The organism is Nitrospirillum karajorum, assembly GCF_036348415.1.
GTDB lineage: Bacteria > Pseudomonadota > Alphaproteobacteria > Azospirillales > Azospirillaceae > Nitrospirillum > Nitrospirillum amazonense_B.
In genome coordinates this window covers 619149-640748 of the sequence record NZ_JAZBQB010000004.1, presented here as the reverse complement: position 1 = coordinate 640748, position 21600 = coordinate 619149, and the positions used below count along the sequence as shown (strand labels likewise).

General features: G+C 65.0%; 22 protein-coding genes, 1 pseudogene and 1 other annotated feature. Of the genes and pseudogenes, 11 read left to right on the top strand and 12 right to left on the bottom strand.

What is annotated here, in order from left to right:
• Positions 1–32 precede the first annotated feature (32 nt).
• Entirely contained in the window at positions 33–479 is a 447-nt protein-coding gene (locus UCD39_RS28705; protein WP_442943724.1) for a hypothetical protein, read from the top strand.
• Between the two features lie 168 nt (positions 480–647).
• On the opposite strand, the gene UCD39_RS28285 is transcribed toward UCD39_RS28705, so the two are convergent.
• Positions 648–902 carry a helix-turn-helix domain-containing protein gene (locus tag UCD39_RS28285; RefSeq protein WP_330498933.1) on the bottom strand — a complete coding sequence of 85 codons (255 nt, stop codon included), beginning with the start codon at positions 900–902 and terminating at the stop codon, positions 648–650.
• A 175-nt stretch (positions 903–1077) separates the two neighbouring features.
• Positions 1078–1323, bottom strand: a complete 246-nt coding sequence (locus UCD39_RS28280) for a helix-turn-helix domain-containing protein (RefSeq protein WP_330498932.1) — start codon at positions 1321–1323, stop codon at positions 1078–1080.
• A gap of 126 nt (positions 1324–1449) precedes the next feature.
• On the opposite strand from UCD39_RS28280, the gene UCD39_RS28275 reads away from it, so the two are divergent.
• The 4 genes from UCD39_RS28275 to UCD39_RS28260 all read left to right on the top strand — a co-directional run bounded on the left by UCD39_RS28275 (position 1450) and on the right by UCD39_RS28260 (position 4807).
• Positions 1450–1803, top strand: coding sequence for a hypothetical protein (locus UCD39_RS28275; RefSeq protein ID WP_330498931.1), 354 nt, complete (start codon positions 1450–1452; stop codon positions 1801–1803).
• Between the two features lie 131 nt (positions 1804–1934).
• Positions 1935–2333: a hypothetical protein gene (locus tag UCD39_RS28270; RefSeq protein ID WP_330498930.1), complete on the top strand. Its 399-nt coding sequence runs from the start codon at positions 1935–1937 to the stop codon at positions 2331–2333.
• 134 nt (positions 2334–2467) lie between these two features.
• Positions 2468–3274 carry a metallophosphoesterase gene (locus tag UCD39_RS28265; protein ID WP_330498929.1) on the top strand — a complete coding sequence of 269 codons (807 nt, stop codon included), beginning with the start codon at positions 2468–2470 and terminating at the stop codon, positions 3272–3274.
• 3 nt (positions 3275–3277) lie between these two features.
• Entirely contained in the window at positions 3278–4807 is a 1530-nt protein-coding gene (locus tag UCD39_RS28260; RefSeq protein ID WP_330498928.1) for an AAA family ATPase, read from the top strand.
• A gap of 232 nt (positions 4808–5039) precedes the next feature.
• Here UCD39_RS28260 and UCD39_RS28700 read toward each other — a convergent pair whose 3' ends face one another.
• The 3 genes from UCD39_RS28700 to tnpA (UCD39_RS28245) all read right to left on the bottom strand — a co-directional run bounded on the left by UCD39_RS28700 (position 5040) and on the right by tnpA (UCD39_RS28245) (position 6379).
• A complete protein-coding gene (locus UCD39_RS28700) occupies positions 5040–5534 on the bottom strand; it encodes an IS66 family transposase (RefSeq protein WP_442943723.1) in 495 nt (164 codons plus the stop codon).
• A gap of 108 nt (positions 5535–5642) precedes the next feature.
• Positions 5643–5969, bottom strand: a complete 327-nt coding sequence (gene tnpB, locus UCD39_RS28250) for an IS66 family insertion sequence element accessory protein TnpB (protein ID WP_330498927.1) — start codon at positions 5967–5969, stop codon at positions 5643–5645.
• Complete coding sequence (gene tnpA, locus UCD39_RS28245; RefSeq protein ID WP_330498926.1) at positions 5966–6379, bottom strand: IS66-like element accessory protein TnpA; 414 nt, start codon at positions 6377–6379, stop codon at positions 5966–5968. Before tnpA (UCD39_RS28245) ends, tnpB (UCD39_RS28250) begins: the two co-directional genes overlap by 4 nt.
• A 629-nt stretch (positions 6380–7008) precedes the next feature.
• Here tnpA (UCD39_RS28245) and UCD39_RS28240 point away from each other — a divergent pair.
• Positions 7009–8979 (top strand): HAD-IIIC family phosphatase, encoded by a 1971-nt coding sequence (locus UCD39_RS28240; protein WP_330498925.1) that lies wholly within the window; start codon positions 7009–7011, stop codon positions 8977–8979.
• Complete coding sequence (locus UCD39_RS28235; RefSeq protein ID WP_330498924.1) at positions 8972–9226, top strand: acyl carrier protein; 255 nt, start codon at positions 8972–8974, stop codon at positions 9224–9226. The genes UCD39_RS28240 and UCD39_RS28235 overlap by 8 nt, the downstream gene beginning before the upstream one ends.
• A 292-nt stretch (positions 9227–9518) precedes the next feature.
• Here the strand turns inward: UCD39_RS28235 and UCD39_RS28230 are convergent, their stop codons facing one another.
• From UCD39_RS28230 to UCD39_RS28210, 5 genes are all read right to left on the bottom strand, one after another.
• Positions 9519–9818: a hypothetical protein gene (locus UCD39_RS28230; RefSeq protein WP_330498923.1), complete on the bottom strand. Its 300-nt coding sequence runs from the start codon at positions 9816–9818 to the stop codon at positions 9519–9521.
• Positions 9770–11422 carry an IS66 family transposase gene (gene tnpC / locus UCD39_RS28225; protein WP_330498922.1) on the bottom strand — a complete coding sequence of 551 codons (1653 nt, stop codon included), beginning with the start codon at positions 11420–11422 and terminating at the stop codon, positions 9770–9772. Before tnpC ends, UCD39_RS28230 begins: the two co-directional genes overlap by 49 nt.
• 59 nt (positions 11423–11481) lie before the next feature.
• Positions 11482–11829: an IS66 family insertion sequence element accessory protein TnpB gene (gene tnpB / locus UCD39_RS28220; protein WP_330498921.1), complete on the bottom strand. Its 348-nt coding sequence runs from the start codon at positions 11827–11829 to the stop codon at positions 11482–11484.
• Positions 11826–12194 (bottom strand): IS66-like element accessory protein TnpA, encoded by a 369-nt coding sequence (tnpA, locus tag UCD39_RS28215; protein ID WP_330498920.1) that lies wholly within the window; start codon positions 12192–12194, stop codon positions 11826–11828. The genes tnpB (UCD39_RS28220) and tnpA (UCD39_RS28215) overlap by 4 nt, the downstream gene beginning before the upstream one ends.
• A gap of 151 nt (positions 12195–12345) precedes the next feature.
• Positions 12346–13580, bottom strand: a protein-coding gene (locus tag UCD39_RS28210) for an IS3 family transposase (protein WP_330498919.1) whose coding sequence is annotated in 2 segments (ribosomal slippage) — positions 12346–13286 and positions 13286–13580 — 1236 coding nt in all. Because the reading frame shifts where the segments join, the coding sequence is not laid out codon by codon here.
• Positions 13177–13293 (bottom strand) — a sequence feature (AL1L pseudoknot). It overlaps the preceding gene by 117 nt.
• 53 nt (positions 13581–13633) lie before the next feature.
• Here UCD39_RS28210 and UCD39_RS28205 point away from each other — a divergent pair.
• A pseudogene (locus tag UCD39_RS28205) lies at positions 13634–14284 on the top strand (IS5 family transposase); the annotation flags it as partial.
• 201 nt (positions 14285–14485) lie between these two features.
• Positions 14486–15508, top strand: coding sequence for a plasmid recombination protein (locus UCD39_RS28200; RefSeq protein ID WP_330498918.1), 1023 nt, complete (start codon positions 14486–14488; stop codon positions 15506–15508).
• A gap of 63 nt (positions 15509–15571) precedes the next feature.
• On the opposite strand, the gene UCD39_RS28195 is transcribed toward UCD39_RS28200, so the two are convergent.
• A complete protein-coding gene (locus tag UCD39_RS28195) occupies positions 15572–16513 on the bottom strand; it encodes a LysR family transcriptional regulator (RefSeq protein ID WP_330498917.1) in 942 nt (313 codons plus the stop codon).
• A gap of 122 nt (positions 16514–16635) precedes the next feature.
• Between UCD39_RS28195 and UCD39_RS28190 the strand changes: the two genes are divergently transcribed.
• The gene (locus UCD39_RS28190; RefSeq protein ID WP_330498916.1) at positions 16636–18165 is read left to right on the top strand and encodes a proton-conducting transporter transmembrane domain-containing protein; all 1530 of its coding nucleotides are present in this window, start codon (positions 16636–16638) and stop codon (positions 18163–18165) included.
• A 26-nt stretch (positions 18166–18191) separates the two neighbouring features.
• Positions 18192–20570, top strand: coding sequence for a YbcC family protein (locus tag UCD39_RS28185; protein WP_330498915.1), 2379 nt, complete (start codon positions 18192–18194; stop codon positions 20568–20570).
• A gap of 21 nt (positions 20571–20591) precedes the next feature.
• Here UCD39_RS28185 and UCD39_RS28180 read toward each other — a convergent pair whose 3' ends face one another.
• Complete coding sequence (locus tag UCD39_RS28180) at positions 20592–21446, bottom strand: EamA family transporter (protein WP_330498914.1); 855 nt, start codon at positions 21444–21446, stop codon at positions 20592–20594.
• Positions 21447–21600 lie beyond the last annotated feature (154 nt).

Here is a 21600-nt window from a genome sequence, read left to right as displayed (position 1 = left end):
CCGACCAGGCGCCCGATGCCGAGGTCGATGCCGTGGTGCTGCCCGGCGGCTACCCCGAGCTGCACGCCGGCCGGCTGGCGGCGGCGCAAACCTTCAAGGCCGGCATGCGCACGCTGGGGGCCCGAGGAGCGGCCATCTTCGGGGAGTGCGGCGGCTATATGACTTTGGGCGAGGTGCTGGTGGATGCGGATGGCCAAGCGCATGAGATGCTGGGCCTGCTGTCCGTCCAGACCAGCTTCGCCAAGCGCAAGCTGCACCTGGGCTATCGCCGCATCACCACCTTGGCCGACATGGCCCTGGGCCCCGCCAGCAGTCGCTTTCGCGGCCATGAGTTCCATTACGCCAGCGTCCTGAACCCCGGCGCCGATGCGCCCCTGCTGACCGCAGAGGCCGCCGACAGCACCGACTTGGGCCCCTTGGGCAGCCGACGGGGCAACGTGGCGGGGTCATTTCTGCACTTGATCGCGCGGGAAGGATGACGTGTTGCACGTCGACTTGAGCTTGCTTCCCCTTCGGCGCGAACGAATACATTTGTCCTCAAATTCCAAAGCAAAATGGCCCTGATCAGCTCCAATTGAGCTGGTCAGAGCCATGCTTAACCACGGACTACCTTCGTAGCGGCCTGATTGTCCGGTTTCCCAACCGGTTCAGTCCGTCGTGACTGGCGACCGCTGGATCAATTCACCCAGCACCCAGCAGGCATCCGCATCCAGCGCCTGAGCCACTTCAATGAATTCCACAACGTCCAGCCTCCGCTCGCCTCCCTCGTATTTCGCAACGAAAGACTGAGGGCGGCGCAGTCGGGTCGCCACCTCGGTCTGCGTCAGGCCCTTAGCCTTGCGCAATTCGATGAGCAGCCTTTGCAGTTGCTGTTGCTGGGGCGAACGAAGGGACTTGGGCATGAAAACCGGCGGATTGCGGAGGCCGATTTTTTCGATAATCCCACTTGCGGATTATCCCATTATAGGATAATGTGGTTTTGTAAGCCCGACAGAGCCCAGAGAACAGGCCCTATCATGACCGCCCTTATTACCCTCCCGGCCGCCATCGGCATAAAACCCCGGTCGTCATGAGGCGCTAATCGCCCTCGCTGTCCATCGCGTCCAGCAACACGCCTGGGGCCAGTCCCACGGCGCGGCAATAGCGGACGTAGTCGATGACGTCGACCCGCCTCTCCCCCCGCTCCAGCTTCGACACCTGCGACTGGTCTGTTCCCATGCGGGCGGCCACGTCCCCTTGCGTCAGTTTCTTGGATTTCCTGGCCGCGATCAGCCCCTCCACGATCCGCCGGTAGGATTCCGAAAATCGGTCCTTGTTCCCCATTTTCCACTCCACTGCCTATAGACAGCGGATAGGGCGTTCTGGCATAAAAGGACGAATTGCCCTATTTTGCTTCGCGTATCGGTAGCACCCCTAGCCTCCCTCTCCCCTCACGCGGAATCACCCATCATGGCCGCCTTCCTCCGCACCACCGCCCGTCTCACCGTGATCGCCAGCGTCGGCCTGCTGCTGACCGCCTGCGGCGACAACAACCCGGTGCTGGGCAAATGGGAGATGTCCAAGGCGGCTACGAAAGAGCAGCAGGAGGCGGCCATCTTCGGTGAAACAGTCGAGTTCACCGCGGGTGCCATGGTCCCCAGCAACGGCTTTCCTGCCGTCCCGGTGAGCTACAAGCACGATGGCGACACCTGGTTCATCGTCACAGCCGATGGTCACAGCATCACCGCCCACCGCACCAAGAACGACCTGACTCTCGAGGTCCCGATGCTCGGTTCCATCCCCTACGTCAAAGCCAAAGGCTAGGCAGTCGCCAAGGCGGCTGCCGTATTCCCAGCCCCCGGCCCCAGCCGGCGGCCCACCTGGATTTGTGGCTTGAAAGCCCGTCCGGTTCGGCCGCCGCGCGCCCCAACAGACGTAGGTGCATCATGAGATCAGTGACTGGAAGACTCAGCCTTCTTGGCAATGGCATCGTTGCAGGAAAGTTCAGCAAGTATTCCGTGGTGAAGATCGGCGACACCGTCCTGAACAACATTCATATCGCGGAATCGCTGGATAGCTTCCTCAACGTCCACGCCCAAGGCGATACGACCATTTATTGGAACGGAAACTGGCTGAGTGGCCGACAGATCCGAGCGATCAGGACACCCTCCGGCGACCTGTACTACCTCAAGAGGTCCATTCTCTTCGTCACGTTCTTCGTTGTTTTCGGCGTCCTGACTATCCCCATCCTGGGGTTTGGCCTCCTGCTACTGCCGGCCCTCCTCGCCGACTTCAACTATTGCCTGGCCGCTACCGAGTTCAAGGCTCAGGGCGGTATCCCGATCCCACTCTGACCGCCGGATAAAGGAAAATCATCATGACCATGCGCGCCAAAACCAAACGTCCGCCGGTGGCCATAGCCACGGCTTAAGCGCGCCTGGGCTTCGCTGGCCTGGGCACTGTCCCAGGCCAGTTCCGGAGCCCCATCATGGTCCGTGTTGCCCTTTTTTCTGACCTCCACCTCGATTCCGCCCCCTGGACACCACCCACCGACCTGCAGGCCGACATCGTCGTCCTGGCCGGTGATTTGAACGTCAAGGCCCGTGGCCTGCCCTGGCACGACGCCAGGGCTGTGTTCGGCTGCGACCATGTGCTAGCCGTCGCCGGGAACCATGACGTCTTCGGCACCAGCATTGATGACGGCATGGATAGGCTGCGGACCAGGCTGGCCGGGCAGGGCGTAACCTTGCTGGAACGGGACGAGGCCATCGTCCACGGCGTCCGGTTCCTGGGTTGTACCCTCTGGACCGACGTCCGACTGTTCGCCGGTGCCGACGACCGCCTGGTCAGGGCCGATGCCGCGATGTTGGTCGGCGACGCCTACAGCCCCCACATGCGGGACTATCGGCAGATCCGGGTGGCCGGGGGCGGCTACCGCCGCCTGCGTCCCCTGGACACGGCCACCCTCCACCACCAGTCGGTGGATTGGTTGGAAGGCCGGCTGGCCGCCCCTCACAACGGCCCCACCATCGTGGTCACTCACCACGCTCCATCCGCCCGGTGCCTGCCGGCGTGGGCGCAGCGGGACCGATGGTCCTGCGCCTACGCCAGTCACTTGGACTGGCTGGTGGAGCGGTACCAGCCGGACGCCTGGTGCTATGGCCACATCCACGACCCGCCGCCCAACCTGGCCATCGGCCGGACGCCCCTGTGGGCCAATCCCCGCGGCCATTGCAGCGACATTCACGACCACAACCCCTCTTTCGACCTCTATGGCTTGCAACAGGAGTTCTGAAACATGGACAATCTTGACTGCCTCACCCTCGCCGATGTGGAGCGTTTGCTCGATGCGGCCCCCACCTACCCCGTCCTGCCCGTCGACGTAGAGTTCGCCCGTCAGATGATCCTGGACACGATCCTAGGCACGGACATGGACCTGCAACTGGGCGGCACCCAGAGCGGCGACCACCAGGTCATCCCCGATGCCCAGACCGCCGCGTTGCTGCTGGTACCGAGTGCTGATTGGCTTCAGCCGGTGCGGGCGGCCCTCCGCCACCTGCTGAACAATCGGACGGCCGACGACACTGTCGACCACACCGACGACCCGTGGATGGTGCCGGAAAGCCCCGGCCCCCTTTCGTGGGATACCGCAGGTGCTGTGGTGACGGACGCCTGGCAGCGGGGACGAAGCGTGGTCGGGGTGGCTTTCTCAGCCGACGACCTACCCCTCGAGTTCTGGTGCTTGCCGAGGCGCGGGCAGGCCCGGCTGCCGGGGCCGACGAACCTGCAGGTCATGCAATTCGTCGACGACCGGACGGGACAGTGGCCCAGTTTTTCCTGGGAACTGCTACCGGACCCGGTCGCTGACCAAGTGGTCCCCGGCGACTTGGCACTGGGGTGGTACGACGGGATCACAGCCGACGATTGGCTGGCCGCGGTCCGTAAGTCCCTTGCCACGCGGACGAATTTTCAACGGCGGATGCAGGCGGCCACCGAAGCGCCGCCGGCACTTGAGGTTCAAGGACTTCCAGCGGGGCCGACGCTGGACCAACTGGCGGGAATGGATGAGGCGGTGACCTGGGGGCGTCAGTTGGCCGAGGACCTGGCCGACTACCGCGCGGGCCGGATCGGGTGGGATGCGGTGGAGCACGGAGTCGTGCTGGCCGGCCCGCCGGGTACGGGCAAGACCACGTTCGCGGCGGCCCTGGCGCGCAGCTGCGGCGTGCCCTTGATCCTCGGCTCCCACGCCAGTTGGCAGGCGGCAGGGCACCAGGGTGAGATGCTGAAGGCCATGAACGCCACCTTCGCCGAGGCCACCGAGGCCAGCCCCTGTATTCTGTTCATTGATGAGATCGACGGCTTCACCAGCCGCACGGCCAACGCCAACGGGTACAACAGCATTTATCAGCGCCAGATCGTCAACGCCTTGCTGGAGCACTTGGACGGCGTGGCCGGTCGGCCGGGAGTGATCGTCGTCGGGGCCACCAACATGCCCGAGGTGGTGGAACCGGCCCTGCTGCGGCCCGGCCGCCTGGAACGGTTGATTGCCATCCCGGTACCGGACACGGCGGCGCTGATCGGCATCTTCCGGCACCACCTGGCGACGGACCTGCCCGGTGCCGACCTGTTCCAGGTGGCGGCCATCGCCGCCGCCGCCGGCGCCACGGGAGCTCATGTGACGCAGTGGGTGAGGGGGGCGAAGCGGGCCGCCAGGAAGGCGCGGCGGTCCATGCGCTTGGGTGACCTGATGCAGCAGTTGGCGTCGCTGGATGCGGCGGCTGATGGAACCGCCATCGCGGTCCTCGTCCCCATCGGCGGATTGCAGTGAGCCTGCACGATCCCTGCGGATGCCCGAAAGGGCTCCGCAGGCGCTTCCAACGTATGACGCATGACGCGGTTTGTGCTGAGAGAGTAATGACCTGACAGTCCCAGCTTTACTGTGAAGCTAGCACAACGTGTAGCGGCGACAGTGGGCTGCTGCGGGAATGGATGACACCGGGATAGTCGTTTGTGAATCGGCATGGAATAAGGGCTCTGACGCAAACTTGATGATGGGCAGATCATTCGGCACCGATGACGCGGGCCTGGAGTAGGTCAAGCTTCCCGCGGCCATACATTTGGCGTTTGACGAGTTTGAGCTTGGTGATCTGGCCTTCGGTTTGGCCATTGGACCAGGGTGACGTGATGGCGGCGGCCTTGGCGCGGCCCTCAGGTAGGCCCTCCGACGATGCCGTCGGCAACGCATCGGGGCCGGCCAACGCCCCTTCGGCGGCGGCCGTCGACTCCAGGTCCTCCAGCGACAGTTCAAGCTGCTCGATCTCGCGGGCGATCTTCTCCGAGGAGGAGCCGAACTGCATCCGCCGCAGGCGGGCGAGTTGGACCTTGAGCTTCTCCACCTCCAGCGCCTTGGCCACCAGGCCCGCCTTGGCGGCCGCCAGTTCAGCCTCGCTGGCCTCGCGGCACCGGCGCTCGGCCGCCAACTCCGCCGCCTGCGCGGCGATGACCGCGCGCAGCGCTTCGACGTCATTGGGCAGTGGATCGGCCATCGTGGACATGGGGCCGATTCTACCGGACCCGCAGCCTCTGGAGGAGGACCGATCATCGTCACGGCGCTGATCCTCAACCAGCGTGGCAGCCCAGACTCACCCCGCCGTCTCCGGCCGCTAGGTTCGCTGCGGGGCACGCCAGTCCATGCCCTCAAGCAGCATCCCCAGTTGGGCCGGAGTGAGAGCCGCCACCCCCTCACGGCTGATCGGCCACACAAAGCGGCCCTTCTCCAGGCGTTTCGCGAACAGGCAATAACCCTGGCCGTCCCAGTATAGGACCTTCACCAGGTGACCTTGCCGGCCACGGAAGACGAACAGGTGACCGGCGAACGGGTCCTGCTTCAGGACCTCCTGGGCCAGCATGGCTAGACCGTCCATGCCCTTGCGCATGTCGGTGGCGCCCATCGCCAGGTAAATCCGCACACCGGCGGGAACCGTGATCACGCGCCGTCCAGCGCATCGACCAGCCGCCGCAGCGTGGCGGGGGCGATATCCTCGCCGACACGCAGCACGCGGCCGTTGCTCAGCACCACCTCGACCAGGGCGGATCGGCCTTCGGCCAAAGGCGCCGGCGGCAAGGAAGACACCACGGTGGGCGACACGATACCGGCTGATGGCGATGCTTCAACCAAGTGTACCGGCACGAAGGGTGACGCCACCAAGGAGAGTTCGCCGTTCTTGATCTGCCGGCGCCAACGGTAGATCAGGCTGCTGCACACCCCATTGCGGCGCGCCACCGCCGCGACGGCACCACGACCGCCACGGGCCTCGCCGACCAGACGGATCTTCTCTTCGGCTGAATAGGCGCGCCGCCCGCCGGCATCGGTGATGACTTCGATACGTTGGACTGCCACGGTGCAAACCACACTGCTTGCCACAATGCTACACCGGCCACACCGGGGGGCGCCGCCGACACATAGCTTTCAACACGCAGCCCACCTTCCTACAAGGCAGCCCTCGGACGACGCTTACCCGCTGGCTTCAACTTCCACCTCCTCATCAGGTGGTTCAAAGACCTTTGGCTGGCCCTCTTCCTGCTCCTCCAAACTCAAAGCAAAATGGCCCTGATCAGGTCCAATTGAGCCAATCAGGGCCATTCTTCACAGGCGACTCGCTAGCTGTGAATTCGATCTAACGGATTCGGATTACGTCGAGCTGGGCGCGTCTACTTTGGACAAATTGTCACACTGGGATTGGTATCCACCGTCGGCTGTTTAGCCCCGGATTGGACTTGCTCTGGGTGCCGTTCCGCGCGGTCTCCTGACATCAGCGACACAGGACGAACCGATTTTATCAGAAACTCGCCCTCAAGCAGGGCTCTGCGAGGTGTCTATACGCTGGCGACCAGGATGGCTTGAACGCCCTTGAACATGCTGGAAACGGGTGACAGACCCAGCAGGGTCAGCGTAGACTCGCTCATGGTGACTGTGGTTCCCCTGAGCAGAGGGATTTGGTATCGTCGCCAGAAATCTACATGTTATTAATGAGTAATGGTCATGCTCATCAGTCCAGTGAATTTTTCAAACTAAAACCAATGGACATCCAGGCCATGCCTCCGCAGACCGACCTATATTGGCTTCCCGAGATTGCCGACTGGCGTAGGCAGGTTATGGAATTGCCTACCGACCCTACGGACGCCTTTGATGCTGGGGTTCGACTGGCCAATGGCCGCCTGAACTTCACTATGACCAATGCGCTTGACCAGCGCGTGCGCATGGCTGTCGGGGGGAACCATCCGAAGAACGCTTTAGGGCAGCCTATTCGCCTGGCTATCTTAGCGTCCTGCACCACTGGCCATCTCCACGCGGCGATTCGGGTGGCGGGATTGCGGCGCAAGCTGTGGATCGAGACCTATGAGACAGATTATGGTCTCTATGTTCAGGCGCTAATGGACCCAAATTCCGACCTAGCGGCATTTCGCCCCACCCATGTTCTGTTTGCCTTCGATGCCGTCCATCTGACCCGCGGCATATCCGCGGCGCTCAATGGCGAGGAAGCCAATCGGGTCCTGCGGGAGACCGTCGAGCAACTACGGGAATTATGGACTGTGGCACGGGCCCGGTTCGGCTGTGTCGTGTTCCAGCAGGGGGTCATCAATTCGTTAACTGAGGTACTGGGCCAAAACGAACAATGCTTACCTGGATCACGGCGCCGCATGATCACGGAGCTGAACGGCTTGCTGTACGCTGCCGCGCGCGAAGAAGGCATCGATCTGGTAGCGGTTGACCGATATGTCGAATTGGATGGCTTGGCTGCTTGGCATAACCGGGCGAATTGGCACAGAACCAAACAGGATGTTGTGCCGACGGCGGCGCCGAAATATGGCGATCTGGTCTGCCGGCTCGTAACGGCTCGGCGTGGCCTATCGAGCAAATGCGCGGTATTGGACCTCGACAACACGCTGTGGGGTGGAGTCATCGGCGACGATGGAATCGGTGGTATTGTCCTTGGTCAGGGAAGCGGCTCCGGTGAGGGCTTTGTCGCCTTTCAGCAATACCTTCTCGAATTGAGCCGGCGTGGGATTATCCTGGCAGTGTGCTCTAAGAATGATGAAAAGAATGCCCGCGAGCCGTTCGAGCGCCATCCTGAGATGGTGCTCAAATCGGAACATATTGTCGTGTTCCGGGCTAATTGGAATGACAAGGCCCACAACATTCGCGACATAGCCACTATTTTGAACATCGGTATCGACTCAATTGTCTTCGTTGACGACAATCCATTCGAGCGGGAACTGGTTCGCCGGGAGCTGCCGATGGTAGCGGTTCCAGAGTTCGCTAATGATCCTGCTGACATGCCGCAGTTGCTCGCCGACGCCGGGTATTTCGAAGCCGTAACTATCACGGAAGAAGACCGGGCGCGCAGCCAGCTCTATCGGGCCAATACCGAGCGCGAGGCGATTAAGGCCAGCACTACTGATGTGGGAGCCTATCTGCGCAGCCTAAATATGAAGCTGCTCTGGGGTCAGATCGACATTGTCAACCTTCAGCGTTCGGTGCAGTTGATCAACAAGACGAACCAGTTCAATTTGACGACGCGCCGATATAGCGAGGATGAGGTTCAGCGTATGCTGAACGATCCGCGATACTTTGGCATCCAGCTCCGGCTGATTGATAGCTTTGGCGACAACGGCATCATTTCGGTGATCATTGGCTGCAAGAACGACCTGGATGTCAGGATCGATACCTGGCTGATGAGTTGCCGTGTATTGGGTCGGGGCGTGGAAAGAGCGACTCTCAATGTTGTTGCCGATCTCGCCATTGGACTTGGCGCTAAACGGCTCATTGGTGAATATATACCGACAGTGAAGAATAGCATGGTCGCCGATCATTACCGTAATCTCGGCTTTGAGGTCACAGTTGAGGAGCCAAACGGCGTAAGCCTTGCAGTGCTCGAACTAGATTCCTTCGTTCCCGTCGAGACGTTCATTGAAGCTAGGCAGGTGAGTTATGGATGAGAACAAGGTCTATATTTTACTTTCATCGGTATTTTCCGACGTATTCTTCCGGGACGATATCATCCTATCGCCGACTCTGTCGGCCAAAGACGTCGATGGTTGGGACAGTTACAAGCAGGTCGAAATCATCCTCTGCATTGAGGAAAAGTTTGGCATCACGCTGAGCAGTCGCGAGATCGACGGATTGCAATGTGTAGGTGACTTGGTTCGCGTCATCAGGGGAAAGCTCTTAAAGTCCGGCCTATAAGTAAATTGAGTGATATCAGTCACTTGTGAATCATTCGGTTTGCGAAGACCTGGATCAACCTCATAGTTATGTGGACTAATACCATCCGTCGTCAGTATCGGCGGAATCATATGGCCGTCTGTGAAGAATGGCCCTGATCGGCTCAATTGGAGCCGATCAGGGCCATTTTGCTTTGGGTTGGAGGACCAGGAAGAGTATGAGCTGGTCCCAGGAAAGTGGACATAACGTTAAGCTCGGGTTTTGCTCTCTGCCAATGGAGAGAGGTAAGCATGCGGCGTAGGCCGCAGGCTGGCTATTCGGGCGCGATCCATCGCTTGAGCAGTCCGGGATTGTCCTTGTGGATCTGGACCAGGTCGGTAAGCGTCTTGATGCCGAAGTCGGTGAAGGCCATGATGGTCTCTTCACCCGGGCCGTAGACCCAGATCAATCCGTCTTCCTGGTCCATTTCGGAAGCGACGTCCCATAGCCAGTCCTCGTCCTCGCCGAGCAACTGGGCAACGCGGGTGATGGTCTGGACGTGATGGACCTTGTTGACCTGCACCGTCAGGCCGCCACTGCGGGCGTCGCCGCCGCCTTGGGTGTCCAGCGCCACGGCAGCAGGTCGTCGAGCCTGTGAGCTGGGTGTGCGGCGATCCGGGCGAAGACGTCGGCCAGCCAGGCCTGTGGATCGACGCCGTTCATCTTGGCGGTGACGATCAGGCTGTACAGGGCGGCGGCGCGCTGGCCGCCACGGTCGGAGCCACAGAACATCCATGACTTCCGCCCCAGAGCAATGCCGCGCAAGGCGCGTTCGGCGGCATTGTTCGACAGGCAGACGCGGCCGTCGTCCAGGAACAGGGTGAAGGCAGCCCACCGCTTCAGGACATAGTCGATGGCCTTGGCAAGGTCGTGGCCACGGGACAGCTTGGCGCGCTGCTCATGCGGGTAGGCCCGCAGGTTCTCGACCAGCGGTTTGCTCAATTCCTGGCGGACCGCCCGGCGTTCCTCCGCACTCTTGCCATTGATCGGCCGCTCGATGTCGAACAGGGCGTCGATGCGGCGCACCACCTCGATGGCGATGGGGGAGAGCGCGATCGTCTTCTTGCCCGCGGCCTGGCGCCGGGCGTTCTCCTCAAGATCGGCCATGGCGAAGAACGGCCGCCGGGCATGCACCCAGCATCCCGCCTCCCGGACCGGACCGGGACTTCGCTCGGCCACGTATAGCGCGCGATAGCCGTCGAAGGCGTCGGCCTGGAACAGCCCGGCATATCCGGCCAGGTGGCCCTGCGGATGCTCGCCCTTGCGGTCGCGCGAGTAATGGAACAGCGCCGCCGGCGGCGCCGTCCCGCCGAATGGCCGGTCGTCACGGACATAGACCCAGCAGCGCCCGGTGTCGGTCTTGCCCTTGGCCAGGACCGGCACGGTCGTATCGTCGCCATGCAGGCGCTCCGCCGCCATCACATGGGCCTCGACCCGCCGCAGCAGCGGCTCCAGCGCGGCACAGCTCGCTCCCACGGCGTCGGCCATGGTCGACAGGCTGACCGGCGCGCCTTCCAGCGCATAGCGCTCGGCCTGCCGGTTCAGCGGCTGGTGCTGGCCGAACTTCTCGAACAGGATCATCGCCAGCAGGCCGGGGCCCGCCCATCCCCGGGGAATGGCATGGAAGGGGGCGGGGGCCTGGCTCACCTTCTCGCAGTCCCGGCAGCTGAACTTCTCCCGCACCGTCTCGACCACCTTCCACTGGCGCGGGATCACTTCCAGCGTCCGGGTCACGTCCTCGCCCAGCTTGCGCAGCCGCGTGCCGCCGCAACAGCCACAGGCTGTCGGCGGATCGATCACCACCCGCTCACGCGGCAGGTGGTCGGGGAAGGTGGCGCGTTCGGCATGCTTGCGGGTAAAGCCCGCCACGCTTGTGGTCTTGGCGACGGCGGTCTCCGCCGCCAGCTCGTCCTCGGTGGCGCTGGCCTCCAGTTCCTCGAACTGCAGGGCCAGCTGATCGACCAGCCGCGCCGACCGTTCGGAGCGCTGGCCATAAACCTGACGTTCCAGCTGGGCGATCCGCAGCTTCTGGTGCGCGATCAGGGCCAGGTCTTCCGACGCCCGCGCCCGCGCCACCGCCAGTTCCGCCGCCGCCTCCAGCGCCCTCGCGCGCGCCAGCACCAGTGCTGCTTTCAGCGCCTCGATGTCGTCCGGCAAGGGAGCATGATCCGTGTCCATGACCCCGAGTGAATCATGAATCCGCCCCCGCCGCTCCTGGAAAGTGGCGCCGGTCGACCCTATCCGGCACTGGTCGGCCGCCAGGTGTGCCGGGGGTTGCGCCAGTCGATGCCGTCGAGCAGATAGGCCAGCTGCGCCGCCGATATCCCCACCACGCCGTCGGCCGGTGACGGCCACAGGAAGCGCCCATTCTCCAGCCGCTTCGCGTAAAGCGACATGCCCAGGCCGTCATGCCACAGGATCTTGATCAGGTCGCCCCGGCCGCCCCGGAAGACGTAAAGGTCACCCGCGTGCGGATCACGGCCCAGCGCCTCCTGCACCTGCAGGGCCAGGCCGGTCATCCCGCGCCGCATGTCCGTCCGGCCCACCGCCAGCCAGACCCGCACCCCCGACGGCACCGGGATCATCGCCGCTCCAGAACATCAAGCACACAGCGGAGCGCCTTGCCATCAACCGTGGCCTCAACCCGAAGGCGGTAGCCGTTCGGCAACTCGATCTCGATCCGCCCAGCATCCGCCGGTGCCGACCTCTTCTCCGCGCTTCGCACGTCCGTGATCGTCACCGGCAGCAACGCGGGGCCGTCCTCACACGTCGGGACCAGCAGACCGTCGCCATACTGCCGCCGCCAGATGAACAGCTGGTTGGTGTTCACGTCGTAACGACGCGCGACAACCGAAGCCGATGCGCCAGGCTCGAACGACGCCGCCACGATCTCACGCTTCAGCGCTTCACTCCACGTCCGACGCCGGCGCTTGCCGCCCATCGTGTCCATTATCCCGGTCGTGGACACTTCCCACCCTCACACGCCTGATCTCCTGCCAGCATCAGCCAGTGGCATCACGGATGGAAGGCGGCCCTCCGCGGAGGGGTACGGAGAGAGGGACTGAACCGCCCCGAGTTTGCCGGAGGCTGACTGTTGTGAGTCATGCCGCCAAGGTTTGGTTGTCGGCGGTGGCATAGTAGCGCGCCTCGGCCTCGGCTGGCGGGATATTCCCGATGGGGGCCAGCAAACGGCGGTGGTTGAACCAGTCGACCCATTCCAGGGTGGCGAACTCGACGGCTTCCAAGGTTTGCCAAGGCCCTCGGCGATGGATCACTTCGGTCTTGTAGAGGCCATTGATGGTTTCGGCCAAGGCATTGTCGTAACTATCACCGACACTGCCGACCGACGATTCGAGCCCGGCCTGGACCAGGCGCTCGCTGTAGCGAATAGACACATATTGGACCCCACGGTCGCTGTGGTGGACCAGGCCGCTGCCGGGGATCGGGCGGCGGTCGTGGAGTGCTTGCTCCAGCGCGTCGATGACGAAGCCGGCCGTCGCCGTGCGCGACACTCGCCAGCCGACGATGCGTCGGGCGAAAGTGTCGATGACGAAGGCGACATAGACGAAGCCACCCCAGGTCGCCACGTAGGTGAAGTCCGACACCCACAAGGCATTCGGCTTGGAGGCCTGGAACTGGCGGTTCACCCGGTCCTGTGGGCAGGGCGTGGCTTTGTCGCTAATCGTGGTCTTCACCGGCTTGCCGCGGACCGCTCCCGCCAAGCCATTGATCCGCATCAGCCGTTCGACCGTGCAGCGCGCCACGGACACGCCGTCGCGCTTGAGCTGGCGCCACACTTTGCGGGCGCCATAGACCTGGAAGTTGTCGTCGAAGACTTGGCGGATCTGGCCGCTCAGCACACGATCCCGCCGCACCCGCGCCGATGCGCGGGTCGGGTCCCGGCGGACAGCCTCGTGCGCGTACCACGTGGATGGCGCGATCGGCAGCACCTTGCAGATCGGCTCGACGCCATAAACGTCCCGGTGATCAGCGATGAACCGGATCATGGCTTGAACCGGCGGTCGAGCTCCGCCTGGGCAAAATACGCCGATGCCTTGCGTAGAATCTCATTGGCCTGCCGCAGCTCCCGGTTCTCCCGCTCCAGGGCCTTCAGCCGCTCGCGCATCTCGGCGCTCATGCCGTCTGGTGCCGTGACAGCTCCGGCAGACTGCCGCAGCCATCGACGAAGCGTCTCCGGCGTGCAGCCGATCTTGCCGGCGATCGACACGATCGCTGCCCATTCCGATGCGTAGTCGCCCCGATGGTCCTGTACCATACGGACCGCACGTTCCCGCAGCTCAGGCGAAAACGACTTCTGTTTGCGATGCTCGTCCATAGCTCCATCCTCTCATATGGGTAGAGCCTCCGGCAAACTCGGGGCGGTTCAGTTATTTGGTACGTTCAGGCTGCGGCTGGCGTCTTCTGCCGTCGAGCTCTCCGCCTTGGCAGACCGTTTATTGGTGGTTCCGTCAGTTCGCACGACGGTTTTTGTTTCAGACGATCCACGATATCGCGGTGATGTTAGACCGAGAGCGTGTTGGCCGGGAAGCCAGCCCGAGCGCCGGGGTTGTCGACAGTCAGACCGTCAAGGCGCCGACGGCCACCGAGCAAGGGTATGACGCCGGCAAGAAGACAAAGGGCCGCAAGCGCCACATAGCGGTGGACACCGACGGCCGCTTGCTGGCGATCAATCTGACGCCCGCCGATCTTTCGGATTCAGCCGGCGCGCAATTGATCCTCGACGGCATCAGAAAACGCTGGCCTTGGATGAAGCATCTGTTCGCCGATGGCGCCTATGACCGGACCCAGTTGATGGACAAAGCCGCTTGGCTGGATTTCACGGTGGAAGTCGTGCGGCGCATCGATAAAGAGCCGGGCTTCAAGGTTCTTCCCCGTCGGTGGGTTGTCGAGCGAACCTTCGGGTGGATGACCAGATGGCGCCGCCTCGTTCGTGATTACGAACGCCGCATCCACGTCTCCAAGGGCATGATCCTGATTGCCATGTCCAGCCTGATCTTCAGACGCCTCGCACACCCATAGAGTTGTCAAACAAACTCTCAGCACTTTCCGCTCCTTGAAGTGAATCCATATTGACCGACTATAAATTCACTCCCGACCTCTCGCTCCGCAGCCAGCGACATCTCGCTTTATCCCTAGCGGCGATCGCTCGATGCGGTTTGTTTGCGGCCGTTCCCTCACTTTGCCCCTACTCTGGTCCCAGCATGACTAGAGGAGGTGAAGATGTCGGGCCCCCAATTCATCCATCTTGAAACCCACGCACGGGTTCGATCCAAATTGGCGGGGAAGGATGCCACTCGACCGATTGATGAGATAATACGCGAGGCCGCGCGGGAGCCAAGTCACAGCAGCCATGTGGTCAACCCCATCTCACCGGAAGTTTTATTCCATACACTCGATGAACTCAGAGGTGAGTTAACCAAGAGAGTCGATGATGCAGAACTCATTAGAGGACGCAAGATTCGGCGGGATAGTCGAATTATGGTTTCAGTGATTTGCAGCCACCCAACGCCAATGTCTGTAATTGACGAAAATATATTATGCGAATGGATTAAGAGTTCTATCGATTGGGCCAAGCACTGGGGGGAGAACAATAATTTGGACTTGTATACGGTTGTGATTCATGGAGATGAAAAACAACCTCATCTTCACATGTATTTACTCCCTCGCGCCGACGACGGCATGGAGGCAGATAAGTGCCACCCCGGGAAGGCAGCGAAGACTTTGGTCTTGGCCCAGGCGCGGGCGGAGGGGAACGACTGGAAGGCGGCCACCCGGCGCGCGAATCGGGCCTATACCATAGCAATGCGGGCGTTCCAGGACTCCTACTACAAAGACGTAAGCTTGCCGATGGGCATGACCAGGCTCGGTCCACGGCGCAACCGGCTGAGCCGCTCAGACTGGGCTGCCACGAAAGCTCGTGCAGAGCGGCTAGCTGAGGTGTTGAGGAGCGCCCAGAACTTGCTCGACCGGGAAGCAGATAACAGGGACAAGGCGGCGGAGCTTGATTCCAGGGAGGCGGCGCTAAAGCTTGAGGCCGCGACCGTAGCTGGCCAAGTTTTGCGTCTAGGAGAGGCGCGACAGCAATATGAAACTGCGTGCCAAGCAATCAAGTTGGCCCTTGCTGCCATGGCCGACCATCTGGACGCGGATTATGTCGAGCGACTGCGACAATTCATAGATCCCAAAAGGAATTTGGCGGAACTTGCCGTCGACCTTGAGGTCACGTCCCCCCACGTGATGTAGCAGGCGCTGGCGCCGGTCAGGCCCCTGCTTTTTTATCGCCTTTTCAGCTATTTCAATACGTTGCTAGCTTTTCCCAAGAGGCCCGCTTCGGTACCCGTTCACATCGATACCTCCTCTGGTCAACAACTCCCCCAACAGGGGGTTGGGGAAGCGGCGGTCCAGGGTCACCGCCAGGAAGCTTTCCACCATGGTGGGCACGCGTCCGGCCTCCACCAGCTGGCCGGTGCCCAACTCATCCTGCACGACGATGGGGGGAATGACGGCCAGGCCGGCATCCTCGCGCACCATGAGACGGATCATGGCCATGTCGTCCACCTCCGCCGCGATGCGGACGGTGACGCCCAATTGCGCCACCAGGGCATCGAACGTCGCGCGCAGCGCCGTCTCCGGCGTGGGCAGGATCAGGGGGTGGCGGGTCAGCAGGGCCGCCAGCGGGACGCCCTCCCGAGACTCAGCCGCCAGCAGGGAACCCAGCCGGGCCGGCGTGCCGATCAGGCTGACCGCCTGCTCATCCAGGCGATGGATCAGATAAGGGCTGGCGGCGTCGCGCGGCGGGGCCAGGTTGGTCAGCACCACGTCCAGGGCCAGGCTGTCCAAGCCGCGCAGCAGTTCACCCTGGGAGCCGGAGCGCAAGACGATCTCCACATCCGGCCTACCCAGAAGTGGGCGCAGGAAGCCGATCTGGAAGTTCCGCGACAGGGTGGCGAGCGCACCGACGCGCAAGGCGCGCTGACCGCCCCGGGCGTTGCGCAAGGTCGCGGCCAGATCCTCCGCTGAACGGAAGATGGCCTCCGCATGGTCCAGGGCGATTCGCCCCGCCTCCGTCAGGATAAGGCCCCGCCCCCGCCGCTCGAACAGGTCGTGGCCCAGGCTGTCCTCCAGCGTGCGCAACTGTGTCGAGAGGGCGGAGGGGGACAGGTTCAACTGCCGGGCGGCGCCGGTCACCGTGCCCTCGCACGCGACGGCCCGGAAAAGGCGCAGGTGATGCAGGTTGAGCGAAGCCATGCCGTCATCATTCCAAAAAATCGAATGGATTCCGTCAAAAGATGTAATTTTCTGGAAATTAAGCAAGCGCTATCTCCTGCCTGCGTTCCCCATCCTGGGCCCGCGTTTCCCTGGAGAGTTCGATGCCGTTGTCGAGCCTTGCTCCGGCCGTATTGTTAGCCGCCGCAACCATCGCCCTGCTGTGCCCCGGCCGTCGTCCCAAGCCCATCCCCGTGATCGCCGAGGGCGCGGCGCTGGCCGCCTTCGCGCTGTGCCTGGCGGGGGCGGTGCAGTTCGCCTTCAAGGGTGTGAGGGATGACGGGCCGCTGGTGCGCCTGGATGTCGTCAACGCCCTGGTGGCGCCGGCCGTCGCCTTCATCGGCTGGGTGGTCACCCGCTACAGCCGCACCTACCTGGACGGCGCCGCGCGGGAAGGGCGTTTCCATGCCCTGATGCTGACGGTCCTGGGCCTGGTGCTGCTGCAGGTGCAGGCGGGCAGTCTGGCGCTGCTGGTGCCGGCGTTCGCCGCCATCGGCCTGGTGCTGCGCCAGTTGTTGCTGTTCTTCCCCGACCGGGCGCCGGCGCGGCGCGCGGCCGCGAAATTCACCCTGGTCTGGGGGGCCGGCGACGCCGCCCTGATCCTGGCCACCGGCCTGCTGTGGCTGGCCTATGGCACCATGGACATCGCGACCATCGAGGCCGCCGCCCGGTTGGCGCCGCTTCCCCCGGCCGCCGAGGGGGCCGTCGGCCTGCTGGTCCTGGCCGCCTTGCTGAAGACGGCCGCCTTCCCCCTGCATGGCTGGCTGACCGAGGTGATGGAGGCGCCGACGCCGGTGTCGGCCCTGCTGCACGCCGGTATCATCAACAGCGGCGGGCTGCTGCTGATCCGCCTGGCCTGGCTGGTCCAGGCCAGCCCGGCGGCCATGGCGGCGCTGGTGCTGCTGGGCGGGTTCACCGCCCTGTTCGGCGCCCTGGTCATGCTGACCCAAAGCGCTGTCAAGACGGCGCTGGCCTGGTCCACGGTGGCGCAGATGGGCTTCATGCTGCTGCAATGCGGGCTGGGTCTGTGGCCGCTGGCGATGCTGCACATCCTGGCGCACTCGCTCTATAAGGCGCACACCTTCCTGTCCTCCGGCGGGGCCATCCGGGCGGTACAGGCCACGCGGCGCCCCGGCCCCGTGGCGGCGCCCGGCGTGGGCGCGGTGGTCCGGGCCTTCGGGTTGGCGCTGGCCCTCTACGGCCTTGCCGCCGTCGGCTTCACCCTGCTGGCTGGGCCGAAGTCACCCCAAGCGCTGGCCCTGGGCCTGATCCTGGTGTCCGGCGTCGCCTACCTGGTGGCGCAGGGGCTGGCGGATGCCGCACCCCGGGCCCTGACCCAGCGCACACTGATTGCCTCCACCGCCGTCACCCTCTCCTACTTCGGGCTGCAGGCCCTGGCGGTGCATGCGGCGGGCGGCACCCTGCCCGCCCCACCGGTGGCGGGCGCGCTGGAATGGGCGCTGATCGGGCTGACCGTCACCTCCTTCTGCGTCGTGGCGGTGGCGCAGGCGCTGTTCCCGCACTGGGCCCACCATCCGGCGGCGGCGGGCCTCAGGGTCCACATCGCCAACGGCTTCTACCTCAACGCCGCCTTTGACCGGCTGATCGGCGGCTTCCGCGCCGTCCGGTCCTGACCACAGTCATCCCTGGAGACGACACCATGTTCCACGATCAGCCCGACATCGCGCCGGCACCGGCCAAGGCCCTGTTCGCGGCGGCCGAGGCGGCGATGTGCGCCATCCCGCCGGCCTTTCCCCTGGACGCCACCGTGGCCGTCAATCCCTTCCTGGGCCAGACCGGGGAAGATTTGGCGCACGCCGCCGCCCGGCTGGCCCGGGTCGCCGGGGTCCGCCTGACCCGCAGCCGCGAGGATTACGCCGCCATGATCGCCGCCGGGGAGATCACCGCCGGCGACCTGGCGGCGGCGCTGGCCGCCTGCCCCCATCCGGGCAAGCCGGCCGATGGGACCGCCCTGACGGCGCTGGCCCATCAGGCTCAACCCGCCCCGCAGGCGCTACCCACCATCGCGGAACTGGCGGCGCGCGCCACCGGCACCGACTGGCCCGCGATCATCCGCCGCTGCCTGGGGCTGTGGGCGGCGGGCCACTTCGACCGGGGACAAGCCCTGTGGACGCCGGCCCCCGGGTCTTCGGCCTTCGCCGCCTGGCGGGAATGGGCGACCCATGACCTGACGCCCGAACTGGCCGGCCTGACGGGCTTCTGCCGCCACGTCGCCAATTGCCCCGACACCCCCGGCCGCGCCCTGCTGCGCGCCGCCGCCGCGCTGGACCTGACGGCTGACGCGGCGGAGACCACCTTCCACCGGCTGCTGACCGACCTGGGGGGCTGGGCCCAGCATGCGCGTTGGCTGCAATGGCAGGCCGAACTGGCGGGCGAGAGCGACGGCACGCTGGCCGATCTGCTGGCGATCCGCTTGGTGTGGGAGGAGGCCCTGCTGGCCCATGTGCCGGCGGTGGCCCCGGCCTGGGCGGAGGTGCTGGCCGCCCACGCGCGGCCCGTGACGCCGGACGCCGACCTGGTGATCGACACCATCCTGCAGCAGGCGGCGGAAATGGCCTATCAGCGGGGGCTGGACACCCTTCTGCGGGGAACCGGCACGACGGCGTCGGAGGATCGCCCCTTGATGCAGACCGCGTTCTGCATCGACGTGCGCTCCGAACCCTTCCGCCGGGCCCTGGAAAGCCTGGACACCGGCATCGCCACGCTGGGCTTCGCCGGCTTCTTCGGCCTGCCCGTGGACCACCACCCGGCGGCGTCCGACCTGAAGGAGGCGCGGCTGCCCGTCCTGTTGCCGCCCCGCCTGCAGTCCTGTACCCCTCTGCCACCCGCCCAGGATCGGCAGCGGCGCATCGCCGCCCGCTCCGCCCGCGCCCTGGGGCGGTTCCGCCAGGCGGCGGTATCCTCCTTCGCCTTCGTGGAATCGGCGGGGCCCCTGTACGCCGTGAAACTGCTGCGCGACGCCCTGGGCCTGGGCCGTGCGCGGGGAGCCGACCCGGCGCCGGCCTTCACGCCCGCCCTGTCGGCGGATGCGAAAGCGGCGACCGCGGCGCAGGTGCTGAAGGCCATGTCGCTGACCCAGGGGCACGCGCGCCTGGTGCTGCTGATCGGCCACGGGGCGACGCTGCACAACAACCCGCACCACAGCGCCTATCACTGCGGCGCCTGCGGCGGCCATCAGGGCGATGTCTCCGCCCGCCTGCTGGCGGGCTTGCTGAACGATCCGGAGACGCGGGCGGGCTTGCCGGCCCAGGGTATCGACCTGCCGGCCGACACCCTGTTCCTAGCCGGCCTGCATGACACGGTGACCGACCGCGTCACCCTGTATACTGAGGGTGCCGGCCGGGATCATGAGACGGACATCCGCCGCGCCCGCGATTGGCTGGACCGGGCGGGGCGCCAGGTGCGCCTGGAACGGGCGGCACGTCTTCCCGGCGCCAGCGCGGCGTCGCTGTCGGCTCGCGCCCACAACTGGGCGGAGATCCGGCCGGAATGGGGGCTGGCCGGGTGTGCCGCCTTCGTCGCCGCGCCCCGGGCCGTCACCGCCTCGGGCGACCTGAAGGGCCGGGCCTTCCTGCACTCCTACGACTGGCGAGAGGACCGCGACTTCGCCACGCTGGAATTGATCCTGACGGCGCCGGTGGTGGTGGCCAGCTGGATCAGCCTGCAATATTACGGATCGGCCGTGGCGCCCGCGCTGTTCGGCGGCGGGGACAAGCTGATCCACAATGTCACCGCCGGCATCGGCGTGGTGGAGGGCAACGGCGGCATGCTGCGCACCGGCCTGCCTTGGCAGGCCGTCCATGACGGGGAGCGGCTGGCCCACGCGCCCCTGCGCCTGTCAGTGCTGGTGGAGGCGCCACGGCATGCCATCGCCGAGGTGTTGGACCGCCACGCGCAGGTGCGGGCGCTGTTCGACAATGGCTGGCTGACCCTGTTCACCCTGGAGCACGGGCGCATCACCGCGCGTTGGCACCGCGACACCGGCTGGGATGAGGCCGGACTGGCCCGCGCCGCCTGAGGTGGCTTGGAGCCGCCTGCCTCACGCCAGCCGCAGCACCATGGCGCCGGCGGCGATGAGGCAGGCGGCGGCCAGGCGGTGGGGGCCCACCCGTTCCTTCAGTACCAGGCCGGCGATGGCGGTGCCGAACAGGATGGAGCTTTCGCGCAGGGCGGCGATGACGGCCACGGGCGCCACGGTCATGGCCCAGAGCGCCAGGCCGTAGGACACCAGCGTGCCGGCCCCGCCCACCAAGCCGCGCGGCCACTGCTGGGCCACCTGCCGCAGGAACAGGGGCCGCCGGGCCAGCAGGGCCCAAGCCACCAATGGCAAGCCGTTGAGCAGCACCCCCCACAGCACGTAGGACACGGGCGCGCCCGACAGACGCACCCCGTGCCCGTCGACCAGGGTATAACCCGCGATGACCACGGCGGTCAGCAGGGCCAGCCGGGTGCCGCTGGCGCCGCCGCCCGTGAGGTCCGGCCCGCCGCGCCGGCCCATCCACGCCATGCTGAGGATGCCGGCACAGATGATCCCCACGCCCAGCAGGGCGTGGACGGACAGCGCCTCCCCCAGCCAGAAGCCGCTGGCCACCGCCACCAGCAGCGGCGCCGTTCCCCGCATCAGGGGATAGGTCTGGCTCATGTCCGCGACGTGGTAGGCGCGGGCGACCAGGGTCAGGTACAGCACCTGCAGAAGGCTGGATACCGCCAGGTAGGGCCAGCTGGCCGCCGCTGGCAGGGGCAGGAAGGGCAGGGTCACGATGGCGATGAGTGCCGCCCCGCCGGCCACCAGGATGGCCGCCATCAGCTTGTCCCCCGCCCCCTTCACCAAGGCGTTCCAGGTGGCATGCAACAGCGCCGCGAACAGCACGATGGCGAAGACGGTGATGGACATGGGCGCGGGGCGATCCTGCTGATGGATCGCCCATTCTTAGGGGGGAGTCCCGGCCGCTGTCACCGATCGGGCGGGTATGGCTGCTTCCCCCTCCCCGGAGCCCCCAGTGCCCGGTGGCGGATAGCTGCGCGCCATGGCATAGGTGGGGTGGGGA